This window comes from Martinezella hainanensis (genome assembly GCF_900094555.1).
GTDB classification, from domain to species: Bacteria; Pseudomonadota; Alphaproteobacteria; order Rhizobiales; family Rhizobiaceae; genus Rhizobium; species Rhizobium hainanense.
This window is the reverse complement of record NZ_FMAC01000003.1, coordinates 151,920-170,066: the sequence shown is the minus strand read 5'-3', so window position 1 is coordinate 170,066 and position 18,147 is coordinate 151,920. Positions and strand designations below refer to the sequence as shown.

The 18,147-nt window shown below is 56.6% G+C and carries 12 protein-coding genes; 5 read left to right on the top strand and 7 right to left on the bottom strand.

The window, feature by feature from the left end; translation table 11 throughout:
• Window positions 1-48 precede the first annotated feature (48 nt).
• The 3 genes from GA0061100_RS11340 to GA0061100_RS11330 all read right to left on the bottom strand — a co-directional run bounded on the left by GA0061100_RS11340 (window position 49) and on the right by GA0061100_RS11330 (window position 3,488).
• Window positions 49-1,263, bottom strand: coding sequence for an ABC transporter substrate-binding protein (locus tag GA0061100_RS11340; RefSeq protein WP_075852808.1), 1,215 nt, complete (start codon window positions 1,261-1,263; stop codon window positions 49-51).
• Between the two features lie 86 nt (window positions 1,264-1,349).
• Complete coding sequence (locus tag GA0061100_RS11335) at window positions 1,350-2,135, bottom strand: DUF4037 domain-containing protein (protein WP_075852807.1); 786 nt, start codon at window positions 2,133-2,135, stop codon at window positions 1,350-1,352.
• Window positions 2,136-2,168: 33 nt separating this feature from the next.
• A complete protein-coding gene (locus GA0061100_RS11330) occupies window positions 2,169-3,488 on the bottom strand; it encodes an alpha-L-fucosidase (RefSeq protein ID WP_075852806.1) in 1,320 nt (439 codons plus the stop codon).
• A 203-nt stretch (window positions 3,489-3,691) separates the two neighbouring features.
• On the opposite strand from GA0061100_RS11330, the gene GA0061100_RS11325 reads away from it, so the two are divergent.
• Window positions 3,692-4,699, top strand: a complete 1,008-nt coding sequence (locus GA0061100_RS11325) for a LacI family DNA-binding transcriptional regulator (protein WP_075852805.1) — start codon at window positions 3,692-3,694, stop codon at window positions 4,697-4,699.
• A gap of 72 nt (window positions 4,700-4,771) precedes the next feature.
• On the opposite strand, the gene bamA is transcribed toward GA0061100_RS11325, so the two are convergent.
• Complete coding sequence (gene bamA / locus GA0061100_RS11320; RefSeq protein WP_075852804.1) at window positions 4,772-7,099, bottom strand: outer membrane protein assembly factor BamA; 2,328 nt, start codon at window positions 7,097-7,099, stop codon at window positions 4,772-4,774.
• Between the two features lie 297 nt (window positions 7,100-7,396).
• A complete protein-coding gene (locus GA0061100_RS11315; protein WP_083961317.1) occupies window positions 7,397-9,718 on the bottom strand; it encodes an LPS-assembly protein LptD in 2,322 nt (773 codons plus the stop codon).
• Between the two features lie 653 nt (window positions 9,719-10,371).
• On the opposite strand from GA0061100_RS11315, the gene GA0061100_RS11310 reads away from it, so the two are divergent.
• The 3 genes from GA0061100_RS11310 to GA0061100_RS11300 all read left to right on the top strand — a co-directional run bounded on the left by GA0061100_RS11310 (window position 10,372) and on the right by GA0061100_RS11300 (window position 14,936).
• Window positions 10,372-11,112 carry a response regulator gene (locus GA0061100_RS11310; RefSeq protein WP_075852802.1) on the top strand — a complete coding sequence of 247 codons (741 nt, stop codon included), beginning with the start codon at window positions 10,372-10,374 and terminating at the stop codon, window positions 11,110-11,112.
• On the top strand, window positions 11,109-12,491 hold the full coding sequence (locus tag GA0061100_RS11305) for a sensor histidine kinase (RefSeq protein WP_075852801.1): 1,383 nt from the start codon (window positions 11,109-11,111) through the stop codon (window positions 12,489-12,491). Before GA0061100_RS11310 ends, GA0061100_RS11305 begins: the two co-directional genes overlap by 4 nt.
• 240 nt (window positions 12,492-12,731) lie before the next feature.
• Complete coding sequence (locus GA0061100_RS11300; RefSeq protein WP_075852800.1) at window positions 12,732-14,936, top strand: DUF1217 domain-containing protein; 2,205 nt, start codon at window positions 12,732-12,734, stop codon at window positions 14,934-14,936.
• A 75-nt stretch (window positions 14,937-15,011) separates the two neighbouring features.
• On the opposite strand, the gene GA0061100_RS11295 is transcribed toward GA0061100_RS11300, so the two are convergent.
• Window positions 15,012-15,788 carry an SDR family oxidoreductase gene (locus GA0061100_RS11295; protein WP_075852799.1) on the bottom strand — a complete coding sequence of 259 codons (777 nt, stop codon included), beginning with the start codon at window positions 15,786-15,788 and terminating at the stop codon, window positions 15,012-15,014.
• A gap of 52 nt (window positions 15,789-15,840) precedes the next feature.
• Window positions 15,841-16,734, bottom strand: a complete 894-nt coding sequence (locus tag GA0061100_RS11290) for an aldose 1-epimerase (RefSeq protein WP_075852798.1) — start codon at window positions 16,732-16,734, stop codon at window positions 15,841-15,843.
• A 367-nt stretch (window positions 16,735-17,101) separates the two neighbouring features.
• Here GA0061100_RS11290 and GA0061100_RS11285 point away from each other — a divergent pair, with 367 nt between their 5' ends.
• Window positions 17,102-18,085 carry an arabinose ABC transporter substrate-binding protein gene (locus GA0061100_RS11285; protein ID WP_075852797.1) on the top strand — a complete coding sequence of 328 codons (984 nt, stop codon included), beginning with the start codon at window positions 17,102-17,104 and terminating at the stop codon, window positions 18,083-18,085.
• Window positions 18,086-18,147 lie beyond the last annotated feature (62 nt).

Below are 18,147 nucleotides of genomic sequence, written 5' to 3'. Positions count from 1 at the left end.
CTGCGGTCGAGCCGATGAGCCCGGCCGCAGGCCGACGAGGCGCCCGGTCTATGGTAGCTGGCTCTGAATGTCGCTCAACACACCTTCGGGTTTCGAGTCTCCCGTCAGCGCCAGCGGCACGTACTGCATCACCAGATTCTCGAACTGGTTCCATTTCTCGTTGATGCGGAACGGCGTGGTATGAGCGAACATATATTGCAGCGTGTCGCGGGTGCCGCTGACATTCTTCGCCGCTCCATCATACCACGCGGTCTGCTGCGCGAGCCGGGCCGGCAGTGCACGTCCGGCCGCACCGAGGATTTCGGCCGCCTTCGGACCGGTCAGCACCTGCAGCGCCTTGAAGGCGGCATCCTTGTGCTGGCTGCTGGCGGAGATACCCCAGCCCGACCCGGCCGTGATGAAGCGCGACGGGCCGGTGCCGCGCGGCAACGGTGCGATACCGATCTTGAAATTGACATTGGCCTGCCCGGTAATCAGCGACCATGGCCCGTCGATATACATGGCGACATTACCCGAAGCGAAGCGACCGCTTGCGGCTGAAGCATCGGCCGCGGAGGCAAAAACCGGCGAGAGTTTGTCCTTGGCGGTGAGATCGACATATTTGCTGAATGCATCGACGAAACCGGCATTGGTGAGGTCGAATTCATTGTCGGCGTTGAAATAGTCCGCGCCGAGCGCGACGGGGCCGGCGATGAAATCGAAAGCCTGGGTGCCGTAGCCGTAGGTTCCGTTCTTGGTCAGTGCCTTGGCGTCGGCCTTGAAATCGTCGAAGGTCCAGTCCTTGGCGGGCTCCTTCAAGCCGGCCGCGGCGAATTTGTCACGATTGTAGAAGACCATCCACGGGCCGACATCGTAGGGCAGCGCATAGAGTTTACCGTCCTGCGAAAGGCCGGACATGATCGATGTCTCGAAGTCAGCCACTTTCACGTCGCTGCCTTTCACATAATCGTCGAGCGGCGTCAGGATCGAAGAGAAATTCGGCAGGCGCATCGACTGCATCGAGACGATATCGGCGACCTGTCCCGATGCCGCCAAAACCGGCAGCCGCGTCCAGTAATCCGTCCAACCCGAAAGCTGCAGATTGACCTTGATATCGGGATATTGCTTGTTGACGAGATCGGCCAGCTGCTGCCACAGCTCGGCATCGTTCGGCTGACCCCACATCTGCCAGGTCAGGGTCACGGGGGCATCCTGCGCTTGCGCGCCGATGCCGGGTAGTGAACTCGCCGCAAGGGCGGCGGCAAAGATCAATGAACGCTTCATGATGGTTCCTCCTCCTTAATGATTTTCGCTGCAGTGACGTTCATCACTATCCGGACGCTCCCCTCCGGTTTGGTCTTGCGGCCCGTTCAGGCCGCGATCATGGCCTCCAGGTCGGCGATCAGGCCGATCAATTCGGTTCGCTGGCGCCGCCATGGATCCGGGTCCTGTCCCGGCTCCAGAATGGCAGTCATCCGCTGGAGGAAGTTGGGTGGCAGCCGCTCGAGTTCGGCCGCCATCGGCAGGTTCCAGCCGTCACCCGGAAAATAGACCCGGTTGAAGGCGAAGACCGTCTGCAGGATGGCATTGGCAAGCTTGCCCGTCAGCCCGACAAGGAAGACGAGATCGCGGCGAACGACCTTGCTCTCATAATGATAATCCCTGGCCCAGTAGCGCAGGACATCCATGTATTGACGGAGCACGGAGGCCCTCAGCGCTTCCGGATACTGCGCCAGCTGCTGCTTCCAGCTGGCGAGCAAGCCACTGGGGTCGGCGATGATCTGCTGGCTGGCAAGGTCGGTCGGCAGGTGATAGCCCCAGATCGTCCATTCGAAGCTCTTGGGCACGACGATGCCGGCAAGCCAGGAGTCCAGATCGCGCTGCACGCCGGCGTAACGGCGCATCCAGACGCCATCCATTCGGACGCCCTCGGCCTGCCAATCCCGCAACGCGGCGTCGAAACGCCGCCACGCCGCGGTCTGGCGAACGTCCGGTCCGTGATAGGCATCGGCATAGACCCTGAAGTCGAAATCCGATTGCGCATCCGACCATCCCTTGCCGCGCGATCCGGCGAGCGCGACGGCGCCATTACCGTCTTCTGCCAGGTCGGCGATCAAGGGGGTCATCGCGGCTATGAGTTCGGCTTCGCGGCTCATGACGGTACCGGGCGGCTGGGTTTCGTTATCTCCTTAATCCTTGAGGATCAGCTCGATGACGGGGGTCACGACGTCAGGCTTCAGAACCGGCAGCTCGAGCGTCAGGATACCCTCGCCGACGGCAACGCCGATATTGGAGTCGACTTCGGCATCCGGATCGAGCCAGTGCAGCTCACTGGCATCGTGCAGGAACTGCGCATATTTGACCTTACGCCCCAGCCCTTCGATGTGGATGTGCCGGAACGGCCAGGTCTGGATGTGCAGATAGAGCCGGTTGCCCTTCTGGGTGAAGCGGCAACCGCTCGGTGCCTTGTGAGTGGAAGGACCTGCGCCGTAGATCGCGCGACCATTCAGCCGCATCCATTCGCCATAGATGTCGAGAGCCTTGATGGCGCGGGCGTCGAAGGTGCCGCGGCCGGTCGGGCCGACATTCATGAGCAGGTTGCCGCCGAGAGACACCGTATCGATCAGGATGTTGATAAGCTGGCCAGCATCCTTCCAGCTGGTCTCGTCGCGATAATAGCCCCAGGAGCCGCTGAAGGTGTGGCAGGCCTCCCAGCGTACCGGCAGGCCGGCGACGGTCGGGGCGACACGCGGCGTATACTGTTCCGGCGTCACCAGATCGGGCATGTGATCGGCATCGCGCGGCAGGTCAAGGCGGTCGCCGACGATGATGTCTGGCTGCAGCTGGCGTACCAGCTTGATGAGCTCCTCGCTTTCCCAATCGGCGCGACCCTTGCCAGGCAGGCCTTTGTAGGTCCGGCGGGGATAGCTGAAATCGAACCAAATGACGTCGATCTTGCCGAAATCGGTCAGAAGTTCGGTCACCTGATCGCGCATGTACTTCGCATAGCGGCTGACGTCGCGGCCCTCATTGAGCTTGGCGGCATCAGGATGATTGCGCTGCGGGTGATGTCCGTCGATCGGGAAGTCCGGATGATGCCAGTCGAGCAGCGAATAGTAGAAACCGACCTTCAATCCTTCGGCGCGAAGCGCTTCGACGTAAGGGCCGATCAGATCCTTGCCATAGGGTGTTTTGGTGACCTTGTAATCGGTGACCTTGCTGTCCCAAAGGCAGAAGCCTTCATGGTGCTTGGCGGTCAGAACCACATATTTCATTCCGGCCTGGCGAGCGCGGCGCGCCCATTCACGGGCGTCGTAGAGATCGGGATCGAAGTTGTCGAAATACTTCTGATAGGCCTCGGTGGTAAATTCCTCACGGTTTTTCAGCCATTCATGGCGTGCGCCGAGGGCATACAGCCCGAAGTGGATGAACATGCCGAAGCGGTCGTGTCCAAACCATGTCTTGCCATCGGCCACATTCTGGCCGCCACTGATCGCTGCGTCGCTCACACTATCCTCCCAAGTGTTAGGGCTCAATCGAACCGGTTCGATTTAATCATTGATCCACTCGCCCTATATGTCAAGTGCGCTGTTGAAATCTCTTTCCGCATATTGCTTCATGGCCGACAAATGTTAGATTTATGACAGCGATTCATTGAGGAAGGCATCTTCAATCGGAAGGCTAGACGCGATAGAAACGGTTCGAAAAATTCATGGCCACAATTCGTGATGTCGCCAAACTCGCTGACGTCTCCGTCTCGACGGTGTCGCTCGCGCTCAGCAATCCGGCGCGTGTCAGCCAGAAAACACTGGAGAAAATTCGTCAGGCGATTGCCGCCGTCGGCTTTGTTGCCGATCCGCTTGCCCAGAGCCTGGCGCGCGGACGCAGCCGCATGATCGGCTTCGTTGTCGGCAATGTCGGCAACCCGTTTTTCGGCGATATCCGGCGCGAGCTGGAAAACTATGCGCTCGACCACCAGCATTTCGTCGTCGTCACCGACTCCTCAGGCAAGACGGATCGCGAGAGGGCGATGGTCGAGCACCTGATCGGCCTCAAGACCGCCGGCCTGGCACTCGCGCCGTCAGGCTACGATCAGGATTATCTCGACTTCATCGCCGGCCTGAACGTGCCGATTGTCTGTTTCGACCAGAAGGTGGCGGGGATCGAGCGCGATTTCGTCGGCTCAGACAATTATCTTGCTGGGGCGATGCTGACCGAGCATCTTCTGCAACTAGGCCACAGAAGGATTGCCTTCATCACCGGTCCCAGCCACATGCATACGGCAACGGAGAGGTATCGCGGTTTTGCCGAGACCATGGCGAATGCCGGCGTCGAGGTGAACCCGAATTTCGTCGTCGACGGCCAGTTCACCCGCACCGCCGGCTACGAGGCGGCCATGCGCCTGCTGATCCAGCCCGAACGCCCCACCGCGATCCTTGGTGCGAACAACACCGTGGCGCTTTCCACGCTGCAGGCCATGCAGGAATTGGGCTTCCGTTGTCCCGAGGACATCTCGCTCGCCATGATCGACAATGTGCAATGGAGTTCCGTCATCACACCGCGCATCACGATGGTGGTTCAGGACACGCTGGCGCTCGGCGGCATCATCGCAAGGCGCCTCATGCATCGCATCAGCAATCCACAAGGTGCAGTCGAGCCACCGCAGGATTTCGTTCTCACGCCTAAATTCGTCCCCGGCAATTCCTGTCGGCGGCTTTAGGGTTCTGTGCTTGATGCATTGCAGTCGCCGAAGACTTCTTACCCTTTGGCAGCGGGCGCTGTCCTGTCTGCCTCAGAACTGGTTGCCGAAGCCGAACCGGAAATTTTCCACCTTGTCATAGTCCTGCTTGAGGAACGGCACGGCATAGCTGAGATTGATTGTGCCGAATGGCGATGCCCAGGTCAGTCCGATGCCGGCCGATGCGCGCAGCGCCGACCCATCGTGCAGAACATCACCATAAAGATCGGCATCGTTGCCATAGAGCGTTCCCGCATCCAGGAAGACCGAGCTGCGGAAGCCGAGATCCTGCGGCATGCCTGGCGTCGGCATGCTCGTCTCCACCGAAGCGGTGAAGTATTTCGTTCCGCCAAGCGGATCGCCGTCGGATGTTCTTGGACCAATGCCCGCATCTTCAAAGCCTCTGATCTCGCTTCCGCCGATCATGAATTGATCGAAGATGTTCAAGTCCTGATTATTTGTCGAAGTCATGTAGCCGGCGCCAAGGGTCACCGAACCGACGATATCCTGTGAGTCCGAAAGCGTATGGTAGTAGCGCGCCTTGCCGCTGAGCTTATAGTAATTCGAGTCGCCGCCAAGACCCGCAACTTCCTGCGTGACCTTGGCGATGAAGCCGTCACGCGGCAGGTTCTGATCGTCAAGGGTATTGTAGGTGAAGGTCTGGGAAACGCTCGATTGCGTCCACGGACCGTTGTTGATCAGGTTCTGGTAAGGTGCGGAGAGATTGTCCTGCCAGTCGCTCTCGCCGGTGTAGGTGATCTGTTTGTAGGTGTAGCGAAGCGTTGTCGAAAGGTCTTCGGTGATAGGCGCTGTGATCCGCAGCGAGATGCCCTCTTCGCCGTAGTCGTAGTAATCGCTGCTGGTGGTGACGCTTTTGAAAAGGTCGAAGCCGGCGGCGAGGCGTTCACCGAGGAAATATGGCTCGGTGAAGGAGAGAGTGTAGGTTTGGCTTCCGCTCGTGCTCGCGCCTGCCGCGACCTTGATATACTGGCCGCGTCCGAGAAAATTCTTCTCTTCCACGGAGGCTTCCAGCAAAGGCCCCCCGTTGACGCCGACAGCGTAGCCCCCGCCGATACCGAAAGAGCCGGTTGGCTGATCTTCGACATCGACGACGATGACGACCCGATCCGGGGCGCTGCCGGGACGCGTGGAGATCTTTACCGACGTGAAATAGCCGAGCGCATCCAGGCGGCGTTTGGCGCGCGCAATCATCTGCTCGTTGAAAGCATCCCCTTCATTGAGATCGAATTCACGCCGAATGACATAGTCCCTCGTTCGGGTGTTGCCGCGAATTTCGATGCGCTCCACATAAGCGCGTTCGCCCTGATCGACGATATATTCTATCGAGACGGAACGGCCTTCGGGGTTGCGATTGCCGCGCGGCGTCACCTTGGCAAATGGATAACCTGCCGCCTCGATGCGCTTCGAGATTGCGTCAATCGACTTCTGGATATCCTCGGCATTATAGGTATCGCCCTTGCGCGTGATGACGAGGCTCTTCAGGTCATCGGCATCGATACCCTGCACGGTTGATGTCACCGAAATATCGCCATAGCGATATTTCTCGCCTTCATCGACAATGAAGCTAACGTCATAGCTGTTCGTTGCGCTATTGAACGTTGCGCTATCGGACACCAGCCTGAAGTCGACAAATCCGTGATCGTAATAGAATTTGCGAAGTGCGTCCTCATCGGCGTCTTTCTTCGTTTCGCTATAGATATCCTTGCGCGTCAGAAACGAGAGGAAAGTGGATTTCTTTGTGCTGATAACCGCGGCGAGGCGGCCGCCGCTGAAAGCATGATTTCCTGAGAATGTCAGCTTGCTGATCGTCGTGCGATCGCCTTCGTTGATGACGAAGGCGAGATTGACCCTGTTCTTCGCGATGTTGACGACTTGCGGCGTCACCTGGACATTGTTGCGTCCGATCGCAGCATAGGCGTCCTTGATCGTCTTTATGTCGTCTTGAACCTGGCTCTCGCTGTATGGGCCGGCAGCCTTGGATTTAACCAGCCCGGCCAGCTTGTCATCCTTTATCTTCTTGTTGCCGTTGAATATAACTGCGTTGATCAGGTTGTTCTCATGTACAGAGACAACGAGGCTATGACCTTCCACCGAGATATGTACATCGGAAAAATAACCGGTTGCATAGAGTTGTTTGATCGATTGATCGATATCCGCATCCGAAAAGCTCTTGCCGGGATCTATCGTTATATTGTCCTTTACTGCAGTCGGCCCAACGCGCTCGGCACCCACCACGCGTATATCGCTGACGATGGCTGCCTGTGCAGACAGCGGCGCGGCTGTGGCTGTGCTTATGAATGCTAAAATGGCAATTGTCGAATTTGATCGTCTTAACTTTGATCGCCGTAAATCAGAGTTCATCTATGCTTTTACCTTGCACTTCCAAATGGAGCTGTTCCGCGGACTTTCCAAAGAAATGAACATCGATGCAGTCGGAGAATCTGCCTGTGATGTAGAAAGAGCACTATCACTTCTCCGTGCTCTTCGGTGTTAAGTAATGTTAAGTAATATTTCGATGAGGCGCCTACCTTGCCACTCGTGCGCGAAGTTCCGGAGTACATCGGATTCTCGGCGCATCGACCGAAACGGCTTCACCGCAAGGTGGTCTGCAATCTTGTCTGAAGCGATCCGAAAGTGGCGGATTAAATGCCAAATAACCTAATTGCCGCCCAGCTTGACTTCGCCCAGCGTGCGGAACGTCAGGTGCAACATTATGGACCAATCGACGCCCGTCGTGCTGGCGGTATCCTTTTTCCAGTCATAAATCAGGCTGGCGGTCGTGCATTCATCGGAATAGGTTACGCCGAAGTCGTGTTCGCTGAGATCCTTGGCGCGCAGATCATATCCGAGCGTCGTGTTGACCGACCATTGATCCGAGAGTTTCAATTTGACTTGCGGCTGGAGCTCATCCTCATTGGTGGGCATGTCGTAATCGGGCTGAGCCTCGATATGCGTATAGGTCAACTGCGTATCGAGAATCGGCGTGACATAACCGATCGTCGTATCGCCGCGCTTTAATGCAAAGTTGTCATGGTCGAGCCGATAGGATGTCGACACGGAAATGCCATGCGGCATGGTCACACCGAACATCGTCACATAGTCGGACCGTGCCGTTTCGAGCCCCGATTCAAGGCCGGCACCGACCAGGTCCGGCGTTGCAAATGAATTCATTCCCATGAGCTGGTAGGACTGACCAACGACGCTGTCCAGTTTGTAACCGCTGTCGAAGCTGCCGGTATAGCGCATGCCGACATTGGCACGTGTTCCCCCCTCCACGCGGTCGAAGCCGGAGAATTTATCCCGGTCGAAGAGGTTCGTCGCATCGAATACGAAGCTTTGAGCATCCTCGTTCGGCAACTGACCGGCAAGCTGCTCGTCGGGCCGGAGATAGATCTGCGCTATGGGCTCGAAGACCTGCGTGGAGTGCTCCGTGGTCGCCAGGATCGGATATTTGGCCTCCAGCCCGGCAGTCAGCATTTCCCGCGCGGCAGCGCCATTGTCGTCGTAGTTGCCGGCATAGGCATAAGAGGGGCTGATGGAATTCGGCCCATCCATCCCAAGAGCCATCGTATCTCCACGGGCGGCAAGCAGAGGCGTCAACTCCAGGCCCTGCGGCGTCACGAAGGAGCGCTGCCACTGCATTTCGGTCGTAAGCCGTGCATAATCGCCAGTAAGCCCGAGAAAGCGGTCTGAGTTGTCGGGATTGACGACAACGTCCGCGGTGCTGCGGGAGACATTCGTGAAATTGCTGGTCAGCGACAGTTCTCCACCGAGAACAGGCTTTGGTGCGATCGCGTGATAATCGATCACCGGATAGGCGACGGCCTGCTGCTTTTGCAAGGTGCTGCCGGTTGTGGCGTCCTGTTCATTGTAATAGGCGAACCGCATATCGAAAAAATTCCGTTTGCCGACGCCGGTCAAGTAAGCCTGATTGGTATGTGTGGTTTGATTGAGCCCCTCGATATTATAGGTTCGGGCAAAGTCGTTGTCGCTCTGTGCCATGACATCCCAGCCGAAGGTCCAGCGTGGGTTGATCCTGAAATCACCCTTGGAGGCCATGAGCGTCCTGAGCTTGGCATTTACATCAGTAGTGCCGGCGTCAAACCCACCCGGATCGGTCTGATCGATGATGGCTGCCCGCAGATCATAGGTGCCGTTTTCAAGCCGCTGGCGAAACTCGCCCTGCAATAGCAAACCCTGATTGCTATATCCCGTCGCGGTAACCGTCGCGTCCATGCTCGGCGAAATCACATAGTAATAGGGGATCGCCGCGCCAAAGCCGAGATTCTGGGAGACGCTGAAGGTTGGAAACAGAAAGCCCGACTTTCTCTTTACGGTATTGTCGGGCACGGTCATCCAGGGAATATAGGCGATCGGCTGGCCAAAAAGCTCAAGCCTTGCGTGCTCCAGCCTTATCGTATGGGTAATACCGTTCTGGATAATCCTCTCTGCCTTCACCTGCCATAGCGGAGCGCGACCCTGTTCCGAACATGGAGCGCAGGCGGTGTAGACGCCCTTGGTCAGGATAACCTTGGAGCCGCCGACACGGTCGCCCTTGATTGCCACCATCCTCGTATTGTCGGGCATTTCAACCCGCAGGGCCTCGATAAATCCACTTGAGAAATCATTGGTCACGTCCATTCTGTCGCCGTAGGTACGGTTGCCGTCAGGGGTGATCAATTCCACATTTCCCGTCGCAGTCATCCTTTTGGTGATCTGGTTGTAGTCAACCTGATTGGCTACCAATTTATAGCCGCCATAGTGGATTTGAACTGCGCCGCGTGCGGTTATTACCTGCGTATCTTTGTTATAAATGGCCTCGTTTGCCTGCAGGAGTAGCTTGGTTCCATCTGGAATTTTAATGTTTGTCGCGGTCGGTATGGTCGACGCCTGACCAGCTGGTTGCTGCTGAAATTGTCCTTGTGCGAGTGAATTATCACCGGCCGCACATGTGGAGATGATGGTGAGCGACCAAGCCATCGCAGCTCGATTTGAGGCCAACGGAGCTACGCGTCTCAAATTCAGCACTCCGTAGGCTGCGTGAGAAATGCCAGTATCTCTTTGTGTATCTTGTTCTGCCTGCGTGTAACCGCGATTCCCTTAGGAGATATTTCTCTTCTTGGTTGGCTACTTGTCATTCTGTAGCGAGATAACAGAGAAATACTTTCGATTTCTGCCGTGCTTCGCTCCGCTGATAGCCATTGAACTACCTGAGCCTTGCAATCGAATTCTGCCTGATTATCCGGACTTGTAGCTGTCCGGCCTTCCTGGTGGGATACTGCAACACTATGCGCAGCTGAACGCACGATTTCGGACTCCATTGCCATTTGGCAAGGAATAGACGAAGATAGCTATGCTTTGGATTAAGTTGCGTTAAATTATGTTTCTGTATATTTCTGCTTGTTTATTTTATGTTTCGCTATGTAAATTTATGCAATTTTCGAAACAAAGTGACAGTATTGCCAACTGCGTGGATGGTGCTCGCCACAAGCTCGACAAAATTAGGTGCAGGCTGCCTAATGTACGATACACCTTGTGCGGGAACAGCCGAGCCGGCTCGAAAGAACATTAAACGCATGCCTTGAGAGCATCGAAATGTTCCCGAATTGATCTGAGCTGCAGTAAAGGTGCCCATGAATACCATTGGAACTGCAAACAAGGAGCAGAAGCAGTCGATCCTCCTGGTTGAGGACGATAGCGAGATCGCGAAGATATTGTCGGAAGTTCTGGCCGAAAACGGCTTTAACAGTATGTGGGCGCCTTCCGCCGAGAAGATGGATGCATATCTGGAAGACAACGCGACCGATCTTGTCATTCTCGATGTCATGCTGCCCGGCGAGAGCGGATTGAGCATCTGCCGCCGGTTGAGAGCGACGTCATTGGTTCCGATCATCCTGCTGACGGCGCGTTCGGAGGATGTGGACAGGATCATAGGGCTGGAAATCGGTGCCGATGATTATGTCACCAAGCCTTTCAGCCATCGAGAGCTTCTTGCGAGAATCCACGCGCTCCTGAGACGTTCCCATATCAGCAGGCAGCCAAATGATCCTTTCCATTCGGCCTTCCGTTTCGAGGGATGGCGCGTCGAGCCGGGGCAGCGGCAACTGTTCAGCCCCGAGGGCGCCCGTGTGACGCTGACAAGCACGGAGTTCGATCTTCTTCTGGCCTTCTGTCAGAATTCAAGGCGTATTCTGACGAGGGAGCAGCTTCTGGAGCTCACGCACAGCGGCATAGCCGGCCCGATCGGTCGCAGTGTCGATGTCCATATCAGTCGAATACGCCAGAAGATCGAACCCGACCTGCGTTCGCCGACCTTCATCAAAACCGTTCGCTTGGGAGGCTACGTCTTTACGCCCAATATAGAGATATTATGACGCGGTATCTTCGTTTCATCAACCATAGGTACATCGTCACACAGATGATCGCGGTTGTGCTTGCGGCCGTTGTTCTGGGGACGGTGTGCACCTCGGTTGCGTTTCTCCTTCTCTCTTATGGAGGGCATAATGAGGCTAATCTCAAGCTTGCGGCGGCTTCTGCCGCTGCGCGCATAGCCACAATCGCCGACGATGCCCGCCAGAGCGTGTCACTCGAGGAATTGAAGAGAACCATCAAGGCTTCGAGATGGCTCGAGATGCATATAGAAATCGTTCCAAGTGCCGTGTTTTTCTCCAGCCCGGAATTTACCTCGGCGGAGAAGCGCACCGAGCAGGAAAGCGGCTTTGCAGACGAACTGCGAAGCGAGCTTCTGTCCCATTGGAACCTGTCGCCATTGGATATCTCGATCTCCACGGGCAACTCAGTCGTCGTCAAGATCAACAATCAATACGCTTTGATTTTCCAAACGACGCATCGCCCGCCGATGCAGCGGTTCATCTTCATACAGCTCGGCTTCGTCGTCGCGACGGTCATGATCGTGGTGCTTTTCCTGGCCGTTTACATCATCAAGCGGCTTATGGCACCACTATCGTCGATCGCAGCGGCGGCTGACGCTCTCGGCCATGTGTCGACACCCGCCCAGCCGATCAGCGATGCGGGTCCGCAGGAAGTCACCCAAGTGGCGAGGGCTCTCAATCATCTTCACGGGCGTCTGCAGTCCCTGATAGAGGAGCGGACCCGTATGCTGGCCGCGATCAGCCACGATCTTCGCACTCCGCTTACGCGCCTGCGCCTGAAGCTCGAGCGTGGGGTTCGGTCCGGGCAACTGGGCAGCATGATTGATGAAATCGAAATCATAGACAACATGATCTCGGAAACGTTGCATTATCTGCGAGAGCAGAATGACCGGCGCGCCGGATATGTCATAGACATGCCAAGCCTTATTCAGACCATCTGCAACGAGTTTGCCGATTTGGGCTTCGATATACGATATCAGGGGCCTGCGAGAATGGCTTACTTCTGCGAGGAATCGGGAATGAGGCGCGCGCTCTCCAATGTGATCGACAATGCGATCAAGCATGGGACGGAGGTCGTCGTATTGCTTGAAAGCCGGGGAGAAAGCGGCTTTGAAATCCGGATCTCCGACAATGGTCCCGGCATTCCGAAGGAGCACCGTGCCAAGGTGCTGGAGCCCTTTTACATCGCAGACGATGCCCGATCCCTGATCGGGAGAAGCGGCTTTGGATTGGGCCTTTCCATCGTGCGCGATGTCGTATCCCGTCACCGCGGAACCATTTCCTTTGCCGACAACTCGCCTTCGGGGCTTGTCGTGCGGTTGGCCTTCAATCAATCGCGATCGGCCGAATTTGCAAGCTGAACCTTTGACGGATGCGACGGGCCAGTCTGCAACATGTATCTCGTACGGCGTCATCAATCCCACGCGTGCGACGTCGGGAGGGTCGCAGGCGCAACATTCTGACAGAAATGTCCACCTCGCCGATCCAGATGCAGTTCTGTGAAATTAGGCCCATAGATTGCTGATCTAGTCTCGCGCAAGGTCTGGTTGCGATAGTTCGTGTGGGGCGAATATCGGTGAACTGCGCTGTGGGGGCGATCTATGATTTCGACGTATCTCGGCTACGTGTCCGCGACAAAGGACATGGCATCGACGCTTGCGCGCATCGCCAAGCAGGCAACGGTCAAGAGCGACCAGCAATATTACGATGCGCATATCGGCAAGATTAAGAATGTCGACGAGTTTCTGAGCGACTACAAGCTGTACAGCTATGCGATGAAGGCCTATGGCCTCGAGGACATGACCTATGCCAAGGCCTTCATGAAAAAGGTCCTGACCAGCGACCTTAGCGATACGAGCAGCTTTGCAAACAAACTGACGGACAGCCGCTATCGGCAATTCGCCGCCGCTTTCAATTTTGGCGGCACGTCAAAAAATCAGTCGGCTCAAAGCGACTTGCAGAAGAGCGACACGATCGGGCTCTATGAACAATCCTTCGCCAATGAAACGGCCCTGGCCAAGAAGGAAAGCAAATTCTACGATACCTGGATCGACAAGGTGACGAATGTCGACGATATCACCAACAGCAGCAGGATGACGGACTATATTCTGCGGGCGCACGGTTTAAACCCGGACAATATCTCGAAGGCATTTCTGAAGTCGGTTCTGACCAGCGATGTCAATGATCCGAACAGCTTCGTCAATACAGCGAGCAATTTTTCAACGGCATCGCTGCAGCCAACATATAAGTTGATCGCGTCGCAGTTCAGCTTCAATGCCGATGGAACGCTTTCCGGTGCGACTGCGCAGACGGCGGAGCAGAAGGAAGCCATGATCTCGCGGTATGACAGCATGGTCCCGAGCCTGTTGACCGCAGCTGCGGCCACCAGCAATGACGATTACTATCGTCAGGCGATCACGAAAGTTCAGTCGATCAACGATATCACCGGCGATAACAGGCTGTTTTCCTACATAAAGACGGCATTCAATCTGAGCTCCAAACTCACTCCGGTCCAGTTCAACCTCGCCTTCACGAACTCCGATTATGCCGCCGTGACCGGAATGGCGGACATGGTTTCGCACTTTCAGTTTGCCTCCGACGGAACGTTGCCGACAGGGCAGCCGGCGCAGACACAACAGGCTATCGACGATATTTCGACCAAATATTTAAGCCAGGCGAAAGATGCGAAGCAGAACCTGTTCGACGACGCTGAAAAACACTACAAGACGGCGGTCAGCGGCATAAAAACAATCACAGATTTCTTTGCCGCCAACGACACGAAGAACAAGAATCTTCCAACCATAGAGGATATGGCGCTTCGCGCTTTTGGGATCGGTAAGAACGAGGTCTCCAGGGATCAGTTGCGCAAGATCCTGGAGAGCGACCCCTATGACAGCAAGAGCTATGTCAACTCGTTAAAAGACGACAGATTCGTCGAGCTTGCCAAGGCGTTCAATTTCGACAGCGAGGGCAATTTGCGGGCGCCGGTCGCGCCCTTGTCGCAGACCTCGATCAACAGCCTGATTTCCGCCTATTCGAAGTCGAAGACCTTCGGGTTGACCGGCGAGATGCGAGACAAAGCGGTCAAGGATGCGAAGGACGCAGCCACCGAATTCAGCAAGTCGATCGCCAAGATCAAGACGGTTGACGAACTCCTGGCTGACAAGAAGCTGACGGAGTTTATCCTCGTTGCAAACAATATCGATCCCAAGTCGGTCGACAAGAATACCTTGAAGAAGGCCTTCACTGCCGATCCCGAGGATGCCAAGGGTTTTCTGAACACGCAGGCGGGCCAGCAGTTCAAGGCGATGGTGAACGCCTTCAATTTCGACGCCAAGGGAAATCTGACCACAGCCAAGATCGAGCCGGGACAGAACAAGGGCGCGCGTCTCGCCACCAACGATCTCTATCTTCATCAGACGCTCGAAACGCAGCAGGGGAGCTCCAATGAAGGCGTCCGTCTCGCCCTCTATTTCCAGCGCAAGGCGCCGCAGGTCAATTCCGTCTACGATATCATGTCGGATCCGGCGCTCTACAATGTGATCAAGACGACCTATTCGCTGCCAGCATCCATGTCGAACATGGATGTGACCCGCCAAGCGGCAATGCTTGAAAAGCTATTTCCGATCAAGGATCTGCATGATGCAGGCAAGGTGAACAACCTGCTGAAGCGCTTCTCGGCCGTCTATGATGCGGCAAATGGCGGGAATACGACTTCTCCCGCATCCGCCATTCTCACGCGAGGTTCCGGGACGGGCATGAGCGCGGACCTCATGCTCTCGATTGCCCAGCTCAGATCGCGATAGCGCTCTTCCCGGAATTGCGCAAAACAAAGGCCCTGGCGCCACTGCGTGGTCGTGGAGGCATCCTCGTTTCCGGTGCTACTGGTGCTGCAACACGCTCAAGCCTCCGTCCACGGTGAGGCAGGTGGCATTCATGAAGGGACATTCGTCCGAGATCATGAAAACTGCGGCCATGGCGATCTCCTGAGGAGTGGCGATGCGGCCGCCCGGATGCAGTTTCATCGTCTCGGCTTTCGCCTTTTCCGGATCGGGAAAGCTGTTCCAGTAATCGATGGCCTTCTGCGTTGCGACGTAGCCGGGTGCGAGTGCATTCACGCGCACGTTCTTCGCGGCATATTCGATCCCCAGCGATTTGGTCATGCCAAGAAGCGCATGCTTGGCAAGCGGATAGGGGAAGGTGTGCGGAATGATCGTGAAGGCGTGGGTCGAGGCGATGTTGAGAATGACGCCGCCGCCCCGGGCGATCATCTCGGGCAACACGGCCCGGCAGCAATTCCAGGCGCCCTTAAGATTGATGTCGAAGCAGCGCTGCCAATCCTCGTCCGTCGTCTGCAGCGGCTCTGCAAAGACGTTGACGCCGGCATTGTTGACGAGCGCATTGATATTGCCGATTTCGCCGGCCGCCCGGGCCACGGCTGCACGCACGGCTTCGGCATTGGTGATGTCGGCTGCTTGATAGCCAAGGTTGACGCCATCTTCCTTCAGCTTGTTCGCGGCTTGCTCGAGCAGGGCTTCGTCGCGATCGATGAGGAAGATGCTTGCATCTTCAGCCGCGCATGCCTCGGCGATGGCCAGTCCGATCCCCTGCGCGGCTCCGGTGATGAAGACTCGTTTTCCCGAAAGGCGATTTGGCATCCAGTGTTCCTCTTTATGCTGGGACGGAAATCTCGCGATCAGGCGGTCCAGGCTATCGCGAATATTCCCGTGGCTGCAGGCGGATCGATCCTGCAAAGGTCTCTCCCGGCTGCAGGATCTTCAGATCCCCAAGATCGGGGAGATTATGACCGTTGGCGATGTGGGACATCGGCTCGAAGCAGAAATAGTCATGGCGAAAGGCCGGGTTGAAACTCGCGTCGGGAATGAAGATGAATGCATGCCTGACTGACGTGTCGGCAGTCAGCCGCAGGCTTGCATGTCTCTCCGGCCAGACGATTTCCGCCTCGCCGTTCCATCCTTCGAAACCGTTGTTGACCCAGCGGCGGGGCAGGGGCGAGGGCGCGGAGAAGTCGAGATCGGCGGGAATCTCGGCGCGTTCCCCTGGAAGCCAGCCTTCCGTCTCCGTCCAAAATCGCTGCGCCGGCGCAAAGAGCGTCGTTTCTGGTGTCATCGGAAAGTATGGATGCCAGCCAAGCCCGAAGGGCAGCGCCTCCCGGCCGGTATTCTCGACGCTCATGTGAAGCGTCAGCCCTTCGGATGACAGGGCGATGATCTGTCTCGCCTCATAACTATAGGGGGTATCGCCCTCCCGATGACGAAAACCGATCTGCAATTCGTTGTTGCTGCGGGAGAGGATGGACCATTCGGCCTGCCAACCGTCGCCGTGCAGGTAGTGAGGATCCGAAGCCGTGTTCGGCCTGAGCTGGTAGTCGCGTCCCTCGAATGTGAAACGATTGCTTCGCACGCGGTTGCCGAAGGGAACGAGGGGATAGCATGCGGAGGTGGAGGCATGGGCATTGTCCGGAGCGGGTCTCAATAGCGCAATCCTGCGGCCGTCTGCCATCCAGGAATAATCAAGCAATGTGCCGCCGAGGGTTGAAACGCGAACCGAAAGCGAACCGTCCTGCAAGTCGATAGTGGTCATTAAGCGGTTGCCTTCCCCTCACAACCAAGGCCGGTGCCGAATGGATGGCACCCTATATTCGCTTTGTTTCATGTCAACAGATATATATGATTTATTTTTGCGTCTCCGCCGGATTTTTCCAGGCAATCTCGCGATTTCTCCATGTCGACCACCATTCGATTGTCGTTCGTTGCCGCAATGACAGAAATAATCATACATAAATATTGACTGGTATGATGTTTTTTCATATTCAGAACGTCATGTCCAATGGGCTGCGAATGCGACTTAATTGTTATACAAATAATTGACTCGTATTACAATATAACTTAGGGAAGTCGAGCGGTTCCCGGGAGATGGATGGGAACGCGCAAACAAAGGGAGAGAGATCATGCGCTTTTTCAAAGCGGCAATCCTTGCAGGCACCTTTGCCGTTCTGGCGGCGGGCTCCGCTTTCGCCGCGGACGTCAAGATCGGATTCATCGTGAAGCAGCCGGAGGAGCCGTGGTTCCAGGATGAATGGAAATTCGCCGACCAGGCCGCCAAGGAGAAGGGCTTCACGCTCGTCAAGATCGGCGCCGAGGATGGCGAGAAAGTGCAGTCGGCGATCGACAATCTCGGTGCACAGGGCGCGCAGGGCTTCATCATCTGCACGCCGGATGTCAAGCTCGGCCCAGGCATCGTTGCCAAGGCTGCCGCCAACCAGCTGAAGCTGATGACTGTCGATGACCGTCTGGTGAATGCCGAGGGCAAGCCGCTCGAAGACGTGCCGCATATGGGCATTTCCGCCACCAAGATCGGCGAGACCGTCGGCCAGGCGATCGTCGATGAAATCAAGAAGCGTGGCTGGGACATGAAGAATGTCGGCGCGATCCGCGTTTCCTACGATCAGCTGCCGACCGCCGTCGACCGCGTCGAAGGCGCAATCTCGGTCCTGAAGGCGGCAGGATTCCCAGCGTCAAATATCTATGACGCGCCGCAGGCCAAGACCGATACGGAAGCTGCCCTCAATGCAGCGACCACGGTTCTCAACAAGCATGCCGATATCAAGTACTGGGTCGCTTTCGGCCTCAACGATGAAGCGGTGCTCGGCGCCGTCCGCGCCTCGGAATCGGTCGGCATTCCCGCAGCGAACATGATCGGCGTCGGCATCGGCGGTGCGGATTCGGCGATCAACGAGTTCAAGAAGCCGGCAGCAACCGGCTTCTTCGGCACGGTCATCATCTCGCCGAAGCGCCATGGCTACGAGACGGCCGTCAACATGTATGACTGGATTGCCAACAGCAAGGAGCCGCCGAAGCTGACGCTGACCTCCGGCTCGCTCGCGCTGCGTGGCGATTACGAGAAGGTTCGCAAGGATCTCGGCATCGAATGATCATCCCCCAAGGATGATATCCGTCCGGCGGCGTCGTTGCCGCCGGACCTTCTCTCGATGGA